The following is an 18,266-nucleotide window of genomic DNA, read 5'->3' as shown; positions in this document are numbered from 1 at the left end:
GTACTTGCCTACTTGCTCGCTGCGGGCGACTGCTCTCCACGACGAGTGTCGAACGGATGGGTCGTAACCGCAAACGGAGGCTGATTGATCGCTTGCAACGCCTGCGAGTTCGACTTTCCGGCGATCCGCTGCTGCAGATAGGCCTTGAAGTCGTTGGGTGACACCACCCGAACCTCGAAATTCATCATCGAGTGATAGGTGCCGCACAGCTCGGCGCACCGCCCGACGAAAGCGCCGGTCTTGGTGATTTCGGCGACCTGGAATCTGTTGACCGAATGGTTGGCGTCAGGGTGAGGCATCACGTCGCGCTTGAACAGGAACTCCGGCACCCAAAACGCGTGTATCACGTCCGCGGAGGCCAATTGGAACTCGATTCGCTTGCCCGCCGGGAGCACGAGCACCGGAATCTCGGTACTGGTGCCCAGCGTTTCGACCTTGTCGAAATTGAGGTAGCTGCGGTCCTCGGTGTTGATTCCGCGGACCGGTCCGACGAGCTCTTCGCCGTGCTTGTCCTTGCCCTCAGGCTTGGAGACCATCGCCGCTTTGCGGGCCGGGTCGGCTCCGTTGTACTTGAGCGTGCCGTCCTTGAAGTCGACTTTCTGGTAGCCGAACTTCCAGTTCCATTGGAACGACGTGACGTCGACGACGACCTCCGGGTCGGACGCCAAATGCAGCATCTTCTCCTGCACCACGACGGTGAAGTAGAACAACACCGAGATGATCAGGAACGGTATGACGGTGAGCGCCAACTCCAGCGGCAGGTTGTAACCGAACTGGCGGGGCAGCTCGGTGTCGGTGGCCTTCTTGCGGTGAAACGCCGACGCCCAGAAGATCAGGCCCCACACGATGGCACCAACCACCAGCGAGGCGATCACCGCGCCAACCCATAGGTCCCGGTTGAGCTGGGCCTCCGGGGTGATCCCATACGGCCAGCCCAGCCCCAGGACTTGCTGCCAGCTGCAGCCGCTCAGGGTGACCGCCAGCACGCCCAGCGTGCCGGCCAGCAACGGCAGCCGAAGCCGACGAAAGCCTGCGGAACGGCTTGGCTCGCGGAGTGTCACGTTTGGCGCCTCCTGTTTCACCAGCGGGGCCGACGGCAGTCGGCCGACTCGCCGCAGCAGTCGAATACTACGCAGCGTAGACCACGGGACCCGGCTACCCGCGCAGAGTCCCCCTCGCCACGTCAGCACAGCTAGCAGGGTGCGGCATACTTGGCCCGGTGTGCGGACTGCTGGCATTCGTCGGAGCCACACCCGACACCGCTTCAGGCGCGGTCGACGCAGTCGGCAAAGCATCTCATCTGATGCGCCACCGGGGCCCTGATGAGCCGGGCACGTGGGCGGACGGGCCGGTGGTGCTGGGTTTCAACCGGCTGTCCATCATCGACATCGCGCACTCGCACCAGCCGCTGCGCTGGGGACCGCCGGCAACCCCGGACCGCTACATGCTGGTGTTCAACGGCGAGATCTACAACTACCTCGAGCTGCGCGCCGAGCTCGCCGATACTCATGGCGCCTCCTTCAACACCGACGGTGACGGCGAGGCGATCATCGCCGCCTACCACTATTGGGGCGCCGGGGCGCTCGCCCGGCTGCGTGGCATGTTCGCGTTCGCGCTGTGGGACAGCGTTGCCGGCGAATTGTTCTGCGCGCGTGACCCGTTCGGTATCAAGCCGCTGTTCATGGCGACCGGACCCGGCGGCACCGCGGTAGCCAGCGAGAAGAAATGCCTACTGGACCTGGCTGAGCTGGTGGGCTTTGACACCGGCATCGATCACCGGGCCGTGCAGCACTACACCGTGCTGCAGTACGTGCCCGAGCCCGAGACCCTGCACCGTGGGGTGCGCCGGCTCGAATCAGGCTGTTATGCCCGGATTCGTCCCGGAGATCCGACAACCGAGATCACCCGCTACTTCGTCCCCCGGTTCGCCGCAACGCCGATAACCCGCGACACCGAACAGGCTCGCTACGACGAGATCACCGCGGTGCTGGAGGACTCGGTTGCCAAGCACATGCGCGCCGACGTCACCGTGGGCGCCTTCTTGTCCGGCGGCATCGACTCGACGGCGATCGCGGCGCTGGCGATCCGCCACAACCCCAAGCTGATCACGTTCACCACCGGCTTCGAGCGGGAGGGCTTTTCCGAGATCGACATCGCGGTGGCCTCCGCCGAGGCGATCGGGGCACGACACATCGCCAAGGTGGTCAGCGCGGACGAGTTCGTCGCCGCGTTGCCGGAGATCGTCTGGTACCTCGACGAACCGGTGGCCGACCCCGCGCTGGTGCCGCTGTTTTTCGTCGCGCGCGAAGCCCGCAAGCACGTCAAAGTGGTGCTGTCCGGTGAGGGCGCCGACGAGTTGTTCGGCGGTTACACAATTTATCGGGAACCGTTGTCGCTCAAGCCTTTCAGCTACCTGCCCGCTCCACTACGCCGCGGAGTCGGCAAAATGTCCAGGCCGTTGCCGACAGGTATGCGCGGCAAGAGTCTGCTGCATCGCGGATCACTCACGCTCGAGGAGCGCTACTACGGCAATGCCCGCAGCTTTTCCGACGACCAGCTGCGCGATGTGCTACCCGGTTTCCGCCCGGAGTGGACCCACACCGACGTCACAGCGCCGATATACGCCGAGTCGGTGGGCTGGGATCCGGTGGCCCGCATGCAGCACATCGACCTGTTCACCTGGCTGCGGGGAGACATCCTGGTCAAGGCCGACAAGATGACGATGGCCAACTCGCTGGAATTGCGGGTGCCATTTTTGGACTCGGAGGTGTTCGCGGTTGCGTCCCGGTTACCGTTGCGGGCCAAGATAACTCGCACGACGACCAAGTATGCGCTGCGTCGGGCGCTGGAGCCCATCGTCCCGGCGCACGTGCTCAACCGACCCAAGCTGGGCTTCCCGGTGCCGATCCGACACTGGCTGCGCGCAGGCGAATTGCTGGAGTGGGCATATGCGATGACCGATTCCTCGCAGGCCGACCATCTGATCAATATCGCTGCGGTGCGCCGAATGATCGACGAACACCGTTGTGGCACAACCGATCACAGTCGCCGACTGTGGACAGTGCTGATCTTCATGCTGTGGCACGCGATTTTCGTCGAACACAGCGTGGTACCGCAGATCAGCGAGCCGCACTATCCGGTGCAGCTCTGATCTTCTGGCACACGCAGAGTCAACGCGGCAACGCGGCCGCGATCTCTTCAGCGGCCTCGTCGCCATAGGCGCCGGCCAGCCGCGACACCGCGACCTCACGGTCCCACTCCCACTCCTGAGTGCCGGTGGACTCCAGCACCAAAACCGCGACCAGCGACCCGAGTTGGGCTGACCGCTCCAGGCTCAGACCCGCGCTGTGACCGGTCAAAAATCCGGCCCGGAACGCATCCCCCACACCGGTCGGGTCCACCTGGCGGGTTTCGGGCACGACGCCGACGTGGATGGTGGTGCCGTCAGGCTCGACGATGTCCACCCCCTTGGGACCCAAGGTGGTGACCCGCAGCCCGACCTGCCCCATCACGTCGGCTTCGGTCCAGCCGGTCTTGGACAACAGCAGGTCCCATTCGTAGTCGTTGGTGAACAGGTAGCGGGCGCCGTTGACCAGCTTGCGAATCTCGTCGCCGTTAAGCCGGGCCAGCTGCTGCGATGGGTCAGCGGCGAACGGCAGACCGAGTTTGCGGCACTCTTCGGTGTGCAAGAGCATGGCCTCCGGGTCGTTGGCCCCGATGATGACCAGCTCCGGTGCCCCGATCGCCGACACCACATTGGCGAGAGAAATGTTGCGGGCCTGCGACATCGCGCCGGGATAGAACGACGCGATCTGGGCCATGTCAATGTCGGTGGTGCAGACGAATCGCGCGGTATGCGTCGTCTCGGAAATCAGGACGTTGTCACAGTTGACGCCGTGCGCCTGCAGCCAATTGCGGTAGTCGTCGAAGTCGTCGCCGGCGGCGCCGATCAGTGTCACGTCACCGCCCAGCACACCGATGGCAAACGCGATGTTCCCGGCGACTCCACCGCGGTGGATCACCAGGTCGTCGACAAGGAAACTGAGTGAAACTTTCTGCAGGTGGTCGGCGAGCAGTTGTTCGGAAAACCGGCCTGGGAACCGCATTAGATGGTCGGTTGCAATGGAACCGGTCACCGCGATCGTCACGAAAATCCACCCTTCGTTTCTAAGTTCAGCTAGCTAAGCCTACAGTCGCCGATGACGCCGGGTGCGCTAGCCTGCGTTAGGAGAACCGCGACGGTGCAGTCCACCAGCGTAGGAGAACTGATGCCCGGTCCGCAGTCGCCGAACCACGATGTCGGCGCGGACGGACCGCCGCTCACCGATCCGCATCCCAGTCAACCCATTCCCGGTCCGCTGATTTATGAAAGCACGCCGTCGGGGGCGCTACCGCCGCCGATACCGTACCCGCGACGCCGTCGTCGCAGGCTGCTTGTCGGCGTTGCGCTGGCCGTCGTGCTCGTCGGGGCGATGACCGCCGCGATCGTCTACGGCAAGCGTCAAAGCGGGTCCACGTCCGCGGGGACACTCACCGAAGCGACGGCCACGACGGCGATTCAGGGTTATCTGGATGCTCTGCAGCACCGTGATACCGAAGCCATCGCCCGCAATACGCTCTGCGGCATCTACGACGCCGTCCGGGATCGCCGTGCCGATCAAGCGTTGGCGAAACTGTCCAGCGACGCGTTCCGCAAGCAGTTCTCCCAAGCCAGGGTGACCTCGATCGACAAGGTCGTGCACTGGTCGAACTATCAGGCTCAGGTGCTGTTCAGCATGCGTGTGACCCCGGCGACCGGCGGTCCCGAACGCGACGGCGTTCAGGGCATCGCGCAATTGCTAGTTCAGCACAATCAGGTGCTGGTGTGCTCTTACGTGCTCCGGACGGGCGGCACGTATTAGTTGAACGAGTCGCCGCAGGCGCACGACCCGGTGGCGTTCGGGTTGTCGATAGTGAAGCCCTGCTTCTCGATGGTGTCGACGAAGTCGATGCTGGCGCCTTGCACATACGGTGCGCTCATCCGGTCAACGGTCAACGTGACACCGCCGAACTCCGCGGTCAGGTCACCGTCGAGCGAGCGGTCATCGAAGAACAGGTTGTAGCGCAGTCCGGCGCAGCCACCCGGCTGCACCGCGATACGCAGCGTCAGGTCGTCGCGGCCCTCCTGGTCCAGCAGTGACTTCGCCTTGGCCGCGGCGGCCTCGGTCAGGATCACGCCGTGGGTCTTGGCGGCTGACTCTTCCTGAACAGTCATTGCTTCTCCCTGTATGTGCTCATTGCGATCGCTGGGCGAGAACCCACGGTGTCAACGGTACCTTGTCGGCGCGCTATTCCCGAGTCGCGCCGCCGTCGCCGCCGCCAGCCCCATGAGCTGGTTGGCGGCGTCGGCCAGGGCCAACCGCACCGAACCCGCGTAGTCGGCGATCGCGAAGGCAGCCAGGATGCCCGCTGACCGCTGCGCTGTTTCGTCGAGATCCACCTGGCCGGCCAGCACCAGCACCGGCTTCTCGCACAACCGGGCGGCCGCCGCCAGCGACCCGACCACCTTGCCGTGCAGCGACTGCTCGTCGAACCGCCCCTCACCAGTGACGATGATGTCGGCGGCGGCGATGTCGTCTGCCAGGCGGGTGTGCTCGGCGATGATCGCGGCGCCCGATGCACACCGGCCGCCCAGCGCCAGCAACGCCGCTCCGAGGCCACCGGCCGCGCCCGCACCCTGCTCAGCGCTGACCTCCCGGCCGGCCGCTGCGTCCAGCTGAGCACCCCAGGCCCTGAGCCGGTTTTCCAGCTCGATGACCGTCTCGGCGTCGGCACCTTTCTGCGGGCCGAAGATCCGGGCGGCGCCCCACGGCCCCAGCAGCGGGTATTCCACGTCACAGGCGGCGACGAGCTCGATCCCGGCCAGCCGCTGCCGCGCGACGTCCAGCCCGCCGAGTTCGTCGATCAGGCCCCGACCGCCGTCCGTGCAGGCACTACCGCCCAGCCCGACCACGACCTGCGCCGCCCCGGCCGCCAGGGCCGCCGCGATGAGCTGGCCGACGCCCCGGCTGTGTGCGGCCAGCGCGGTCTGGGGTGTCGGCGGTCCGTCGAGCAGGGCCAGCCCGCAGGCCTGTGCACAACCCAGGTACGCCGTCGAGGAAGTGGGATCGAACACCCACTCGGCCTCCACCTCGCCATCCAGCGGGCCGGACACCAGTAGCCGGCGCCGCTCGCCAACCCGGTCGGCCAGCACGCCGACGAAGCCTGGCCCGCCATCGGATTGCGGCACGATGGTGAACTGATCACTGGGACGTGCCCTGCTCCACCCCGCGGCGATCGCGCCGGCCGCCTCCACCGCGGTCAGCGTGTCCCCGTAGCTATCCGGAGCGATCAGTACTCGCATCGGGGGGTGGGCGCAGACCGCGGCTCCCGACCCAGTCATCAGGCAAGCGTAAAGCCGGCCAAGTTGTCGGCACCGACAGAGGTTGATCGAGCCGACGGCCTGCGAAGTAACCTGGCAATTGTGAAGCTCCTGGGCCGTAACAAAGACGACAGCGCCGCCCCCGGCGAGGACGCCGCCGAGGTGCAGGACGACGACGCCGGGGCGTCTGCGCCGGTCTCTCGCGGATCGCGCACGACCGCCCCGAAGGGCCGGCCTACACCCAAGCGCGCCGATCGGCGCCGCGGCCCCGTCCCGCCGGCGCCGATGACCGCCGTCGAAGCCCGTGCCCGCCGCAAGTCAATCGCCGGGCCGAAGCTCAGCCGCGAAGAACGCAAAGCCCAGAGCGCTATGCGTCGAGCGGCGATGGCAGAACGCCGGGAGCGCATGCTGGCTGGCGACGAGGACTACTTGCTGCCGCGCGACAAAGGCCCGGTCCGCCGGTTCGTCCGCGACGTGGTGGACAGCCGGCGCAACCTGCTGGGCCTGTTCACGCCGTCGGCAATCGCGTTGCTGCTCATCATGTTCGCTGTTCCGCAACTGCAATTGCTGCTGTCTCCGGCGATGATGGTGTTGATGCTCCTGATGGTGATCGACGGGGTCATCCTGGGCCGTAAGGTCAGCAGAATGGTTGACGAGAAGTTCCCCGATAACACCGAAAGTCGTTGGAGAATAGGACTTTACGCTGCCGGCAGGGCATCGCAGCTGCGCCGCATGCGGGCACCACGGCCGCAGGTCAAACGCGGCAGCAAGCCTGCCTAATCCACCGTGCGGACTCTGGTGCTCGGCGGAATAAAGTCGGGCAAATCACTGTGGGCGCAAGCAGCGATCGCCGAGGCGCTCGAACCGCTTGAGCCGGTGCGCTTTTTGGCCACCGGCCCGGTGCTCGACACCGACCCGGCCTGGCTGCGACGAGTTGCCGAGCACCGCGACCGCAGGCCTGAACATTGGCTGACGGTGGAAAGTGACGACGTCGCAACACAATTGCGTCAAGAACCGACAACCCCCACCCTGGTCGACGACCTCGGGTGCTGGCTCAGCGCGGCGTTGGACCGACGGGGTTGGGAGGACGGTTCGGTCGCGGCGGACGTCGACGACCTGCTCGCAGCGGTGGCCTCGTTTGCTTCGCCGCTGGTCCTGGTCAGTCACGAAGTCGGTCTGACCATAGTGGCTGCCACTGCGTCCGGGCGCCGGTTCACCGACGAGTTGGGTGCGCTCAATCAGCGGCTGGCCGCGTTATGCGACCGGGTGGTCCTCATGGTGGCCGGCCAGCCGCTGCACATCAAGCCGGCGGAGATGCGATGACGTTTCCCCCGATACCATCCCCCGACGCTGACGCCGCAAACGCTGCCCGCGTCCGCCAGGACACGTTGACCAAGCCGGCGGGCGCACTGGGACGTCTCGAAGACCTGTCAGTTTGGGTCGCGTCATGCCAGGGAACCTGTCCGCCAAGGCAATTCGAGCAGGTCCGGGTGGTCGTGTTCGCCGGCGACCACGGCGTCACCCGATCGGGGGTATCGGCTTACCCGCCGGAGGTCACCGCCCAGATGGTGGCCAATATCGACAGCGGCGGCGCGGCGATCAACACGCTTGCCCAGATCGCCGGCGCGGCAGTCCGGGTCGCCGACCTGGCCGTCGACGCCGACGCGCTCTCGGAACGGATCGGCGCACACAAGGTGCGCCGCGGCAGCGGCAACATCGCCGTCGAGGATGCGTTGACCCCGCAGGAGACCTCCGCCGCAATCGACGCCGGCCGGCGGATCGCCGATGAGGAGGTCGACGCTGGAGCCGATCTGCTGATCGCCGGAGATATGGGTATCGGAAATACCACTGCGGCAACGACTTTGGTCGCGGCGCTGACGGACACCGAACCGGCTGTGATCGTGGGGCACGGGACCGGCATCGACGATGCGGGCTGGATGCGTAAGACCGCGGCGGTGCGTGACGCGCTGTACCGTGCCCGGTCGGTGACCTCGGATCCGATCGGCTTGCTGCGTTGCTGCGGCGGCGCGGATCTGGCGGCGATGGCCGCGTTCTGCGCGCAGGCCGCTGTTCGGCGGACCCCGATGCTGCTCGATGGTGTGGCGGTGACGGCCGCGGCGCTGCTGGCCGAGCGGTTGGCGCCCGGGGCCCGGCAATGGTGGCAGGCCGGTCATCGCTCCCCCGAACCTGCGCACCAGCTGGCCTTGGCCGCATTGGAGCTCGACCCGATTCTGGACCTGCGGATGCGGCTCGGTGAGGGCACCGGGGCGGCCTTGGCGGTGCCGGTACTGCGGGCCGCGGTGGCCGCGCTGTCGTCGATGTCGACCTTCTCCGCGGCGGGCGTGTCCAATCGGGATGATCAGTGATCCGCTCGCTGGCAACAGCTTTCGGGTTCGGTACGGTACTGCCCTTGCACGGCGCGGCGAACCGCCCGCTCAGCGGCGGTGTAGTGACCGCGCTGCCGGTGGTCGGTGCGGCGCTGGGCGCCCTGGCCGCCGCGGTGGTGTGGGCCGCTGCGCTGGCATTCGGCGCAGGCAATCCGCTGACCGGACTGCTGGCCGTGGCCGCGCTGTTGCTGGCGACGCGTGGGCTGCACATCGACGGTGTGGCCGACACCGCCGACGGGCTGGGCTGCTACGGCCCGCCTGAACGCGCGCGGCAGGTGATGCGCGACGGTGCGACCGGACCGTTCGGCGTGGCCGCAATCGTGTTGGTGATCATGCTGCAGGGGTTGGCATTCGCGGCGCTGGGTGCGGTGGCGATCGTCGTCGCCGTCTGTGCGGGCCGGGTTGCGGCGGTCGTGGCGTGTCGCCGGTCGGTGCCCGCGGCCGAAGGCAGTGTCCTGGGCGCCCGGGTGGCCGGCACGCAGCCGGTGTCGGTGGTTGCGGCCTGGGTCATTGCGCTGGCCGCGGTGTCGCTGACGGCCACTTCGCGGCTATGGCAGGGTCCGGTCGCGGTCCTGGTGGGACTCAGCTGCGGCGCGGTGCTGGTCGGCCACTGCGTGCGCCGGTTCGGCGGCGTCAGCGGTGACGTGCTCGGCGCAGCAATCGAACTGACGACGACGGTGGTGGCGGTCGGGCTGGCTATCGGCTAGCCGATCCGGGCCGCATCTTTTCGACGATTTCCTGCACCGCGCGCCACTGCTCATCGAGTTGGGCGCGTCCGGCCGCGGCCCGCTCCTGCAGCCGCCGCTTGGCCGCGTCTGGGCTGTCGACGGCCGATGGCATGCCTTCCACTGCTCGCAACCTCTCCTCGAGCCGAGCACGCCCGGCCTCAGCCTGCTCCTGCAGCCATCGCCTGCCTTCCTCCAGCCGGCCGGACAGGTCCTTAACCTCCGCCGCGTCCGTGGCGTCCAGGTCGGAAACCAACCGCTCGGCGCGATCTCGGAGTTCCTCGGGCAGAACTTCCGCGAGGCGGGCCGTGGGGCCCGGATGGATTGCGACCGCTTTCTTGCCGAACAGCTCGGGGTGCAGGTAGCGGCCTCGCTCGCCGTCGGGCTTCTCTTGCTCCACCGCAATCCGGTTGGCTTCGGCCCAGGCGTCCTTGCGGACACCGGTGACTTGCCAGCACACCTTCACCTTGCCGGCGTCTGTTCGGATGGTGAATCCGTTGTTCTTGATTTCCTCGGAGACGACGGCGCGAGCGAAGTCTCCGATAACGGTGAGCTGATAGCGGAAGTCACGGTTGAGCGCTTCGAAATACGACGGCAACTCGACACGCGCCGTCCCGTCCTTATCGGTCGTGACGGTGCCGCTATAGACGTTGAGCATCTCCGGCGATTCGACGAACGAATGCGAAAGGTATTTGTTGTCCGGATCGGTCGGGTGATCGACGGTGAACCCGCCGCCACTCTTGCTCAGGTGACCGGCCACGCGCACTTGGCCCACAAACAATCCGGCGTACCCGTTGGCGCTTTGCCCGCGCACCGCCGCGACATCGCTGTTCTGCCGGATGCTGGCATAGGTAAACCCCTCGACACCGTTGCCGATGACACTCAGCCCCGAGACCCCGCCACCGGGTTGGGCCGAAAAATGTACGGCTGAAACGCCGTGACCGGAACCGAATGTGAGGGCTTCGCTGCCGTTTGTGGGCCCGCTGACCGCACGAACGCCGACGGCGACGTCGCTATGGCCATGCACACCGGGTCCAGCCCCGCCGCCACCACCGCCACCCAGGCTTTCGCCGATGACGCCGGTGCCCGTCGTGCTGATCCCCGTGACACCGCCTCCCGGATCGTCGGAGAAATGCGCGCCATAGACCCCGAAGCCCTCACCGATGGTGACGCCTCTGCTGCCATCGGTGGAGTTGCTGAACCCCAGCACACCGACCGATACCGGGCTGTTGCCCCACACGCCGGGGCCCGCCAGCCCGTCGTCACCGAAGCTTTCACCGATCACGCCGGTGCCGGTGCCGGTTATGCCGTGTACGCCGGTGCCGCGGATACTGTTGCCGATCACGCCGGTCGTGCCGCCCACGAAGCCAGTAACCCCGTTTCCACCGGTGGTGCTCGAGCCGAAGACGCCGTGCGCATCGTCGGTCGGGCTGAATGTCACCCCCAGCAGGCCGGAGGCGGAGCTGCGGGCCAGCACGCCCGGCGCGTCTTGACTTTCCCCCACCACCCCGCTTGCTGTGATGCTGCGACCGACCACGCCCGGCCGGTCCGCGCTGTGCCCTTCGACCCCGGCCGGCGGATCGATGGGAATGGATACGCCGCTCGGCAACGGTCCGCTGGTACCGAAGACTCCGCCGCCGGTGCTGGAATCCCCCCATACCCCGACGGGCACAGGGTTTTCGTTGACATCGACCGGCTGCTGTCCGCTGTTGGCCGGGTCGAATCCCGATACGAGTGCCACGTTGAAGCTCCTCTCGATCGCTTACACAGGGCACCCAATTCTGGCTCGCCAGACGACGGAGGCGCGGGAAAACCGCGAAACCACAAGGATTTACAAAACCCCAGCGCCCGCTGGCTCAGTCCAGCCGCGACATCCAGCCGTGGGTGTCGGCGAAGGTGCCGCGCTGGATTCCGGTCAAGGTGTCGCGCAGCGCCATCGTCACTTCACCGGGTTCGCCGTCGGCAACGGTGAATTCCGCATCGCCGTACTTCACGTGCGCGATCGGTGTGATGACGGCGGCGGTACCGCAGGCGAACACCTCGGTGATCTCGCCGGCAGCGGTCTTCTTCTGCCACTCGTCGATATCGATCTTGCGCTCCTCGACGGCGAATCCAGCGTCGGTCGCCAACTGCAGCAACGAGTCTCGGGTGATGCCGGGCAGCAGTGAGCCGGACAGCTCGGGGGTGACCAGCCGCGCCGACCCGCCGCTGCCGAAGACGAAGAAGATGTTCATTCCGCCCATCTCTTCGATGTAGCGCCGCTCGCTGGCATCCAGCCAAACCACCTGTTCGCAACCGTTTTGGGCGGCTTGAGCCTGGGCCACCAGCGACGCGGCGTAATTACCACCGAACTTGGCGGCACCGGTGCCGCCCGGACTGGCCCGCACGTACTCCGTCGACACCCACACCGTCACCGGCTTGATGCCGCGTGGGAAGTACGCGCCCGCCGGCGACGCCAGCACCAGATACCGATATTGGTTGGCCGGGCGCACCCCGAGCCCCGGCTCGGTGGCGAACACGAACGGCCGCAGATACAACGACTCCTCGCCTCCCGCCGGCGGCACCCATGCCTTGTCGACGGCGATCAGCTGTCGCAACGACTCGATGAACAGCTCCTCGGGCAGCTCGGGGATCGCGATTCGCCGTGCCGAGGACCGCATCCTGGCGGCGTTTGCCTCGGCCCGGAACGCCACGATCGACCCATCCGCCCAGCGGTACGCCTTGAGCCCTTCGAACACTCCCTGCGCGTAGTGCAGCACGATCGCCGAGGGGTCCAGTTCGATGGGGCCGTAGCCGATCACCCTGGCGTTATGCCACCCCTGGTCGGCGGTGTAGTCGATCGACACCATGTGGTCGGTGAAGTATCTGCCGAAGCCGGGGTCGGCCAGGATCGCTTCGCGCTCCTCGTCGCTCGCCGGCTTTGCGGCGCGCGAAACCCGGAACTCGAGGAGGCCGCTGGGCATGGGGCGATTGTATAACCGCACGCTAGCGAGTTTTCGGTTCGACGAATGGCGGTCGCACCACTTCACATTCCAGCGCCCGGCCCCGGACGTCCACGGTGACGTGCTGACCGTCCTCGACGTGGGCGTCGGTGTCGACCAGCGCCAACGCGATGCCGACCTGCAGTGTCGGCGAGAACGTTCCCGACGTGGTGACCCCGACCTTGGTGTCCCCGTCGAGCACAGTCAGCCCGGCCCGCAGAACACCACGGGCCAGCGCTCGCAATCCGCGCAGCGTTCGCCGCGGCCCCGCGGCCTTCTCGGCCAGCAGCGCGTCGCGGCCGAAAAACGCCTCTTTCTTCCAGCCGATCGCCCAGCCACAGCGGGCCTGCAGCGGAGAGATTTCAGCCGAGAGTTCATGGCCATGCAGGGGATAGCCCATTTCGGTGCGCAACGTGTCGCGGGCGCCAAGACCGGCCAGCTGCCCGCCGACCTGCTTCACCGCGGCCACCAGCGCGTCGAACACCACAGCCGACGAATCCCAGGGCGGCAACAGCTCGTACCCGTGCTCACCGGTGTATCCGCTGCGGCACACCCGCACCGGCACCCCGGAGAACGAGGCGTCGGCGTATTCCATATAGTCCATGCCGGTCGGCAGGCCCAGCTCCGCGAGCACCTCGACTGATCGAGGGCCCTGCACCGCGAGCACCGCGAACGACCGGTGTTGGTTGGTGATCGTGATGCCCGGCGGCGCCGCGGCCTGCAGCGCGGCAACCACGGCGGCGGTGTTGGCGGCGTTGGGCACCAGGAAGATCTCGTCGTCGGCGACGTAATAGGCGATCAGGTCGTCGATGACGCCGCCGGATTCGGTGCAGCACAACGTGTATTGCGCTTTGCCGGGGCCGATGCGGTTCAGGTCATTGGTCAGCGTGGAGTTGACGAACTCCGCGGCGCCCGGCCCGCGCACGATCGCCTTGCCCAGATGGCTGACATCGAACAGGCCGACGGTGTTGCGGGTCGCGGTGTGCTCGCTGACGGTTCCCGCATACGACACCGGCATCAGCCAGCCGCTGAATTCGGCGAAGGTGGCGCCCAGCTCGCGGTGGCGATCTTCGAGCGGTCCGTGTTGGGGCTGAGGCATCAAGCGCCGCTCCTCCTCATCGCTTCGCTCTGCATCGTCGACGGCTCGGTCACGATGCTCCACACTAATCAGGTGGTCGATTTCGAGGCCCTGCAAGGTGCGGGGATCGCCAACGCGCGCGAGCGGGCACCGCTGATCGAGTATCTGGACAGTCTCGGGTTCACCGCGGAGCAGATGGTCGACGCCGAGCGCCGCGGCCGCCTGTTCGGACTCGCCGGCGATGCCCTGCAGTGGTCGGGGCCGCCGATTCACACCTTGTCCAGCGCCGCCGAGGCACTGGGCGTGCCGGTCGAGGACGTCGCGCACTTCTGGGCCTTGCTCGGTCTGGCCGCGCCGGACGCCGATACCCCCACGTTGAGCCAGGCCGACGTCGACGCCTTGGCGACCTGCATGGCGCTGAATGAGCAGTTCAGCGAGGAGGCCGTGTCCGGCACGCTGCGGGTCCTGGGCGCCGCCATGGCCCGGCTTGCCGACGCCGAGTCGGCCATGATCCGATTCGGTCAACCGGAGGTGTGGATCGGACACACCAACGATGAACTCGCCACGGCTCAGGCCTTCCGCAAGGTCGCGGCGTTTGTTCCGAGGATCGGGGCGCTGATGGACGCCGTCCACCGCCACCACCTCACCAGCACCCGAACCTTCATCGAGGGCATCACGAGGGGCCCGTCGGCGGGCCTGATGTGCGGCGTAGGTTTCGTGGACCTGTCCGGCTTCACCGCGCTGACTCAGTTGCTCACGCCCGCGGAATTGTCGAACTTGCTCAAGGGTTTTTCCGCCACCGTCTCCGACGTGGTGCAAGCCGACCGTGGAAGGGTGGTCAAATTCATCGGCGACGCGGTGATGTGGGTGAGTCCGAGCGCCGAACAGCTGGCCAAGGCGGCGGTCGATCTCGTCGACCATCCACGTGCGCGGGAAGCCGGATTGCAGGTGCGCGCCGGTTTGGGTTACGGCGAGATGCTGGCCATCAACGGCGACTACTTCGGCAATCCGGTGAATCTGGCGGCCCGGCTCGTCGCCGCCGCGTCGCCGGGGCAGATCCTCGTTGCCGAGCAGGTGCACAATGAGTTGCCCGACTGGCCCGCAACTGTGCAGGATCCGTTGACACTCAAGGGTTTCGACGAACCAGTGACAGCGTACGCATTGAGCCTGACCGCTCATCGTTAGGGTGGTGCCCTGTGAGCACCGAACCCGGCTACCAGCCCCCCGCCGTCACCGTCGCCTCTGCGCTACCCCGTCGGGGCACCGCCAAGGCAGTCCTGATCGTGCCCGTCGTCTCAACCGATGACGAGAACGAGCCCGGCGCGGTCGCCGTCGCCGACCCATTTTTGGCCGCGGATGCGGTCGCCGAGATCGAGGCCGGGCTGCGGGCACTGAACGCGACCGGCGCCAAAGAACAGGTCCATCGGCTGGTGGTGTCCTCGCTGCCGGTAGCCAGCGTGCTGACCGTCGGTCTGGGCACACCGCGCGATCCCTGGCCCACCGATGTGATCCGTCGGGCCGCCGGCGCGGCGGCCCGCGCGGCGAACGGCGCCGAAGCCGTCATCACCACACTGAGCCACCTGGACACCGCCGCCACGGTCGAGGGGCTGGCGCTGGGCAGCTATCGGTTTACCGAGTTCCGCACCGATAAGACCGCACCCAAAGATCCCGGTCTGGCCAAGATCACAGCGCTTTCTACGGCCAGAGATGCCAAAGGCGACGCCGAACACGCCGCCGCGGTTGCAGCCGCGGTAGCCTGCGCGCGCGACCTGGTCAACACCCCGCCGAGTCACCTGTTTCCGGCGGAATTCGCCCAGCGGGCAAAGGCTTTGGGTGAAGCGGCCGGCCTCGAAGTGGAAGTGCTCGACGATAAGGCGCTGCAAAAGGCCGGCTTCGGCGGTGTGATCGGGGTGGGCAAGGGCTCGTCGCGGCCGCCGCGGCTGGTCCGGCTGACCCATCGCGGATCACGGCTGGCCAAAAAACCCGGGCAGGCCAAGAAGGTGGCCTTGGTCGGTAAGGGCATCACCTTCGACACCGGCGGTATTTCGATCAAACCGGCGGCGTCCATGCACCACATGACCTCGGATATGGGCGGGGCCGCGGCGGTCATCGCGACCGTGACACTGGCCGCGCGACAAAAGCTGCCAATCGACGTCGTCGCGACCGTGCCGATGGCCGAGAACATGCCCTCGGCGACCGCGCAACGCCCCGGTGACGTACTCACCCAGTACGGCGGCACGACGGTCGAGGTGCTCAACACCGACGCCGAGGGCCGACTCATCCTGGCCGACGCCATCGTGCGGGCCTGCGAAGACAACCCCGACTACCTGATCGAGACGTCGACGTTGACCGGCGCGCAGACAGTTGCGCTCGGTGCGCGCACGCCGGGAGTGATGGGCAGCGACGAGTTCCGGGATCGGGTGGCTGCCATCTCGCAGCGGGTGGGCGAAAACGCGTGGCCGATGCCGCTGCCCGACGAACTCAAGGACGATCTGAAGTCGACGGTGGCCGACCTGGCCAATGTCAGCGGACAGCGGTTCGCCGGGATGCTGGTCGCCGGGGTTTTCCTGCGCGAATTCGTCGGCGACGGAGTGGCCTGGGCGCACATCGACGTTGCCGGGCCGGCGTACAACACCGGGAGCCCCTGGGGCTACACCCCCAAGGGCGGCACCGGCGTGCCGACTCGCACCATGTTCGCCGTCTTGGAGGACATCGCCGAAAACGGCTAGACCCGCGCCGAGTCCGATCAGCGCAGCTCTTTACGCAGGGCGCTGCGGGCGGCCAGGTAGCCGGGCATGCCGTGAACCCCTGGGCCGGGCGGGGTGAACGACGAGCAGAGGTAGGCACCGCGGGCCGGCAGCTTGTACGGCCACAGTCCCGCGGCCAGATTCGCAACGTATCGAAGCGGGTCGTGGAATCCACCGTCGATCACTCCGCCGCACATATTCGGGTTGTGGGCTTCTGCTTCTTTTGCGGTCACCGTCGCTTTCTTGACGACGCGGTCGGTGAAGCCGGGAGCAAACCGCTCGATCTGCTTTTCGATCGCGTCCGACATGTCCACGCCGGAGCCGTTGGGAACATGGCAATACGTCCACACCGTTTCCCCGCCGTTCGGGCTGCGGGTTGGATCGAACCGGCTCTGCTGAGCGAGCAGCACAAACGGCTTCTCCGGATGATCGCCGTGGGTCACCGCCGCCTCGCCCCCGGCGACCTCGCCGAGGGTGCCGCCGAGGTGGACGGTGCCGGCGCGCCGGCACTCTTCGGCGCGCCACGGAATGGGGCCGTCAAGCAGGTAGTCGACTTTGCAAAGCCCCGGGCCGTATTTGTAGTTCGTGAATCGTCGGCGATGCCGCTTCGACAAGCAGTCACCGAGAATTCCTGGCACCTGGGTGGGCGACACGTCCAGCAGCAACGCGCGGCATGCCGGCACATCCGACGGCCTCCGCACCCAGTGGCCGAGCCGGATTTCGCCCCCAAGGTGCCCGAAGTAGGCCAGCAGCGCATCGGCGATCTGTTGCGAGCCGCCCCGCGCCATCGGCCAACCGGTGCGGTGCGCACTGACCGCAAACATCAGTGCGACCGCGCTGGTGCCCATACGTGTGAGCGGCATGAATGAGTGCGCGGCCATCCCGGCCAGCAAAGCGGGTGCCATGTCGCCTGTGAAGTGTCGCTTGGAAAAGCCTGCGATAGAAGGAATCCCGAGACGGACGAAGTTCGCGAGTGTCAGCGGATGCCTGGGTGGAAACGGATCGAGGATGCTGTCGAACAGGTTGATACCGCGTGATACCAACGGGTTCAGCAGATCCGCGTATGCCGCGCGGTCGCGCTCGAGTCCGGCGGCGGTTTCGTCGACATCACGATGGAGTGCGGCGGCACGGTCACCGTCGAGCGCGTGGGCAACCTCTATCGGCGCGAAGATCCATTCCAGCCCATAGTCGGCCAGCGGCCAACGCCGGAAGGCCGGCGAAGCCATCGCGAGTGGATGGATTGCCGAGCAGATGTCGTGAATCGAGTCGTCGCCGGTGACGTTTCCGGACCGCGCTCCCCCACCCGGGGTGTCTGCGCCTTCCAGGATGAGAACGCTTCGGCCCGCTTCGGCCAAGGTGACCGCGGCGGCGAGTCCGTTCGGACCGGAGCCCACCACCACAGCATCGAATTGGCTCACGCCCAGCGCACCTATCGGTCACTTCACCTGACTTGGCTCGAGCCGTTCGGCGAGAGCGGCCAGCCGCAGAATGCACTCGCGATTGCGCGGATGAATCGCAAGCAGTGTCAACCGGTCCGGGATAAGTCTGACCGGTCCCTCGGCAGGCACCTCGAACATCTCCACTCGGCAGCCCTCCGGGATCTCGGTCAGGCGCATGGTGATTCGTGCTGCGCCGAGTGGCCCTAGGCCCGCTCGCAGCACCAGCTCGTGCAAAGGCACACAGCTTTCGACGGAGGTCTGGTCGTTGATAACCAGCGGCCACACGCCGATCGAGTGCCGGATGGCGGCACCGGGCTCCGGCCAGTCCGGGTCGACCGCCCGGGTGCGGCTGTTGCCGACCACCCACTGACTGTAGGTCCACCCGTTGGCGAGTACCTCCCATACGCGCTGACAGGAGGCGTGGAGGTCGCGCGTCGCCGACAGTGTTCGTGTCGCAGTTCGTGTCGCAGCCATGCCTGCGAGTACCCGCGGCGGGTGCGAATTAAGCG

At 66.9% G+C, this 18,266-nt stretch carries 17 protein-coding genes; 8 read left to right on the top strand and 9 right to left on the bottom strand.

The genetic code is table 11. The annotated features are described in order from the left end of the window. Positions 1 to 8 precede the first annotated feature (8 nt). On the bottom strand, positions 9 to 1,061 hold the full coding sequence (ctaC, locus tag MSP7336_RS15560) for an aa3-type cytochrome oxidase subunit II (protein WP_244917473.1): 1,053 nt from the start codon (positions 1,059 to 1,061) through the stop codon (positions 9 to 11). A gap of 158 nt (positions 1,062 to 1,219) precedes the next feature. On the opposite strand from ctaC, the gene asnB reads away from it, so the two are divergent. Then, positions 1,220 to 3,151: an asparagine synthase (glutamine-hydrolyzing) gene (gene asnB, locus MSP7336_RS15555; RefSeq protein WP_113964088.1), complete on the top strand. Its 1,932-nt coding sequence runs from the start codon at positions 1,220 to 1,222 to the stop codon at positions 3,149 to 3,151. A 19-nt stretch (positions 3,152 to 3,170) separates the two neighbouring features. Here the strand turns inward: asnB and MSP7336_RS15550 are convergent, their stop codons facing one another. Continuing rightward, positions 3,171 to 4,148, bottom strand: coding sequence for a carbohydrate kinase family protein (locus MSP7336_RS15550; protein ID WP_113964087.1), 978 nt, complete (start codon positions 4,146 to 4,148; stop codon positions 3,171 to 3,173). Positions 4,149 to 4,268: 120 nt separating this feature from the next. Between MSP7336_RS15550 and MSP7336_RS15545 the strand changes: the two genes are divergently transcribed. After that, complete coding sequence (locus MSP7336_RS15545; RefSeq protein ID WP_069396284.1) at positions 4,269 to 4,901, top strand: Rv0361 family membrane protein; 633 nt, start codon at positions 4,269 to 4,271, stop codon at positions 4,899 to 4,901. Here the strand turns inward: MSP7336_RS15545 and MSP7336_RS15540 are convergent. Next, the gene (locus tag MSP7336_RS15540) at positions 4,898 to 5,254 is read right to left on the bottom strand and encodes an iron-sulfur cluster assembly accessory protein (RefSeq protein WP_069396283.1); all 357 of its coding nucleotides are present in this window, start codon (positions 5,252 to 5,254) and stop codon (positions 4,898 to 4,900) included. The two genes, MSP7336_RS15545 and MSP7336_RS15540, sit on opposite strands and share 4 nt — an antisense overlap. Before the next feature lie 51 nt (positions 5,255 to 5,305). After that, positions 5,306 to 6,421 carry a glycerate kinase gene (locus tag MSP7336_RS15535; protein WP_244917472.1) on the bottom strand — a complete coding sequence of 372 codons (1,116 nt, stop codon included), beginning with the start codon at positions 6,419 to 6,421 and terminating at the stop codon, positions 5,306 to 5,308. A 141-nt stretch (positions 6,422 to 6,562) separates the two neighbouring features. Between MSP7336_RS15535 and MSP7336_RS15530 the strand changes: the two genes are divergently transcribed. The 4 genes from MSP7336_RS15530 to MSP7336_RS15515 are packed head-to-tail and all read left to right on the top strand — an operon-like array spanning position 6,563 to position 9,494. Then, positions 6,563 to 7,180: a DUF3043 domain-containing protein gene (locus MSP7336_RS15530; protein ID WP_232321032.1), complete on the top strand. Its 618-nt coding sequence runs from the start codon at positions 6,563 to 6,565 to the stop codon at positions 7,178 to 7,180. A 6-nt stretch (positions 7,181 to 7,186) separates the two neighbouring features. After that, positions 7,187 to 7,723, top strand: a complete 537-nt coding sequence (locus MSP7336_RS15525; protein ID WP_069396280.1) for a bifunctional adenosylcobinamide kinase/adenosylcobinamide-phosphate guanylyltransferase — start codon at positions 7,187 to 7,189, stop codon at positions 7,721 to 7,723. Then, complete coding sequence (gene cobT, locus MSP7336_RS15520) at positions 7,720 to 8,766, top strand: nicotinate-nucleotide--dimethylbenzimidazole phosphoribosyltransferase (protein ID WP_113964085.1); 1,047 nt, start codon at positions 7,720 to 7,722, stop codon at positions 8,764 to 8,766. The genes MSP7336_RS15525 and cobT overlap by 4 nt, the downstream gene beginning before the upstream one ends. After that, positions 8,763 to 9,494 (top strand): adenosylcobinamide-GDP ribazoletransferase, encoded by a 732-nt coding sequence (locus MSP7336_RS15515; protein ID WP_069396278.1) that lies wholly within the window; start codon positions 8,763 to 8,765, stop codon positions 9,492 to 9,494. Before cobT ends, MSP7336_RS15515 begins: the two co-directional genes overlap by 4 nt. On the opposite strand, the gene MSP7336_RS15510 is transcribed toward MSP7336_RS15515, so the two are convergent. The 3 genes from MSP7336_RS15510 to gcvT form a co-directional block, all read right to left on the bottom strand. Beyond that, on the bottom strand, positions 9,484 to 11,253 hold the full coding sequence (locus MSP7336_RS15510) for a hypothetical protein (protein WP_113964084.1): 1,770 nt from the start codon (positions 11,251 to 11,253) through the stop codon (positions 9,484 to 9,486). The two genes, MSP7336_RS15515 and MSP7336_RS15510, sit on opposite strands and share 11 nt — an antisense overlap. Positions 11,254 to 11,368: 115 nt before the next feature. Further along, positions 11,369 to 12,475 carry a branched-chain amino acid aminotransferase gene (locus MSP7336_RS15505; protein WP_113964083.1) on the bottom strand — a complete coding sequence of 369 codons (1,107 nt, stop codon included), beginning with the start codon at positions 12,473 to 12,475 and terminating at the stop codon, positions 11,369 to 11,371. A gap of 22 nt (positions 12,476 to 12,497) precedes the next feature. After that, positions 12,498 to 13,592 (bottom strand): glycine cleavage system aminomethyltransferase GcvT, encoded by a 1,095-nt coding sequence (gcvT, locus tag MSP7336_RS15500; RefSeq protein WP_069396313.1) that lies wholly within the window; start codon positions 13,590 to 13,592, stop codon positions 12,498 to 12,500. Between the two features lie 72 nt (positions 13,593 to 13,664). Here gcvT and MSP7336_RS15495 point away from each other — a divergent pair, with 72 nt between their 5' ends. Continuing rightward, a complete protein-coding gene (locus MSP7336_RS15495) occupies positions 13,665 to 14,756 on the top strand; it encodes an adenylate/guanylate cyclase domain-containing protein (RefSeq protein WP_415858489.1) in 1,092 nt (363 codons plus the stop codon). A gap of 11 nt (positions 14,757 to 14,767) precedes the next feature. After that, positions 14,768 to 16,300, top strand: coding sequence for a leucyl aminopeptidase (locus MSP7336_RS15490; protein WP_113964082.1), 1,533 nt, complete (start codon positions 14,768 to 14,770; stop codon positions 16,298 to 16,300). A gap of 17 nt (positions 16,301 to 16,317) precedes the next feature. Here MSP7336_RS15490 and MSP7336_RS15485 read toward each other — a convergent pair whose 3' ends face one another. Beyond that, on the bottom strand, positions 16,318 to 17,736 hold the full coding sequence (locus MSP7336_RS15485) for a phytoene desaturase family protein (RefSeq protein ID WP_113964081.1): 1,419 nt from the start codon (positions 17,734 to 17,736) through the stop codon (positions 16,318 to 16,320). Between the two features lie 18 nt (positions 17,737 to 17,754). After that, on the bottom strand, positions 17,755 to 18,231 hold the full coding sequence (locus tag MSP7336_RS15480; protein WP_113964080.1) for an SRPBCC family protein: 477 nt from the start codon (positions 18,229 to 18,231) through the stop codon (positions 17,755 to 17,757). Between the last annotated feature and the right edge of the window lie 35 nt (positions 18,232 to 18,266).

Source organism: Mycobacterium shimoidei, from assembly GCF_900417275.1.
GTDB lineage: Bacteria > Actinomycetota > Actinomycetes > Mycobacteriales > Mycobacteriaceae > Mycobacterium > Mycobacterium shimoidei.
The sequence above is the reverse complement of the archived record's forward strand: the minus strand, read 5'-3'. Positions and strand labels throughout refer to the sequence as shown.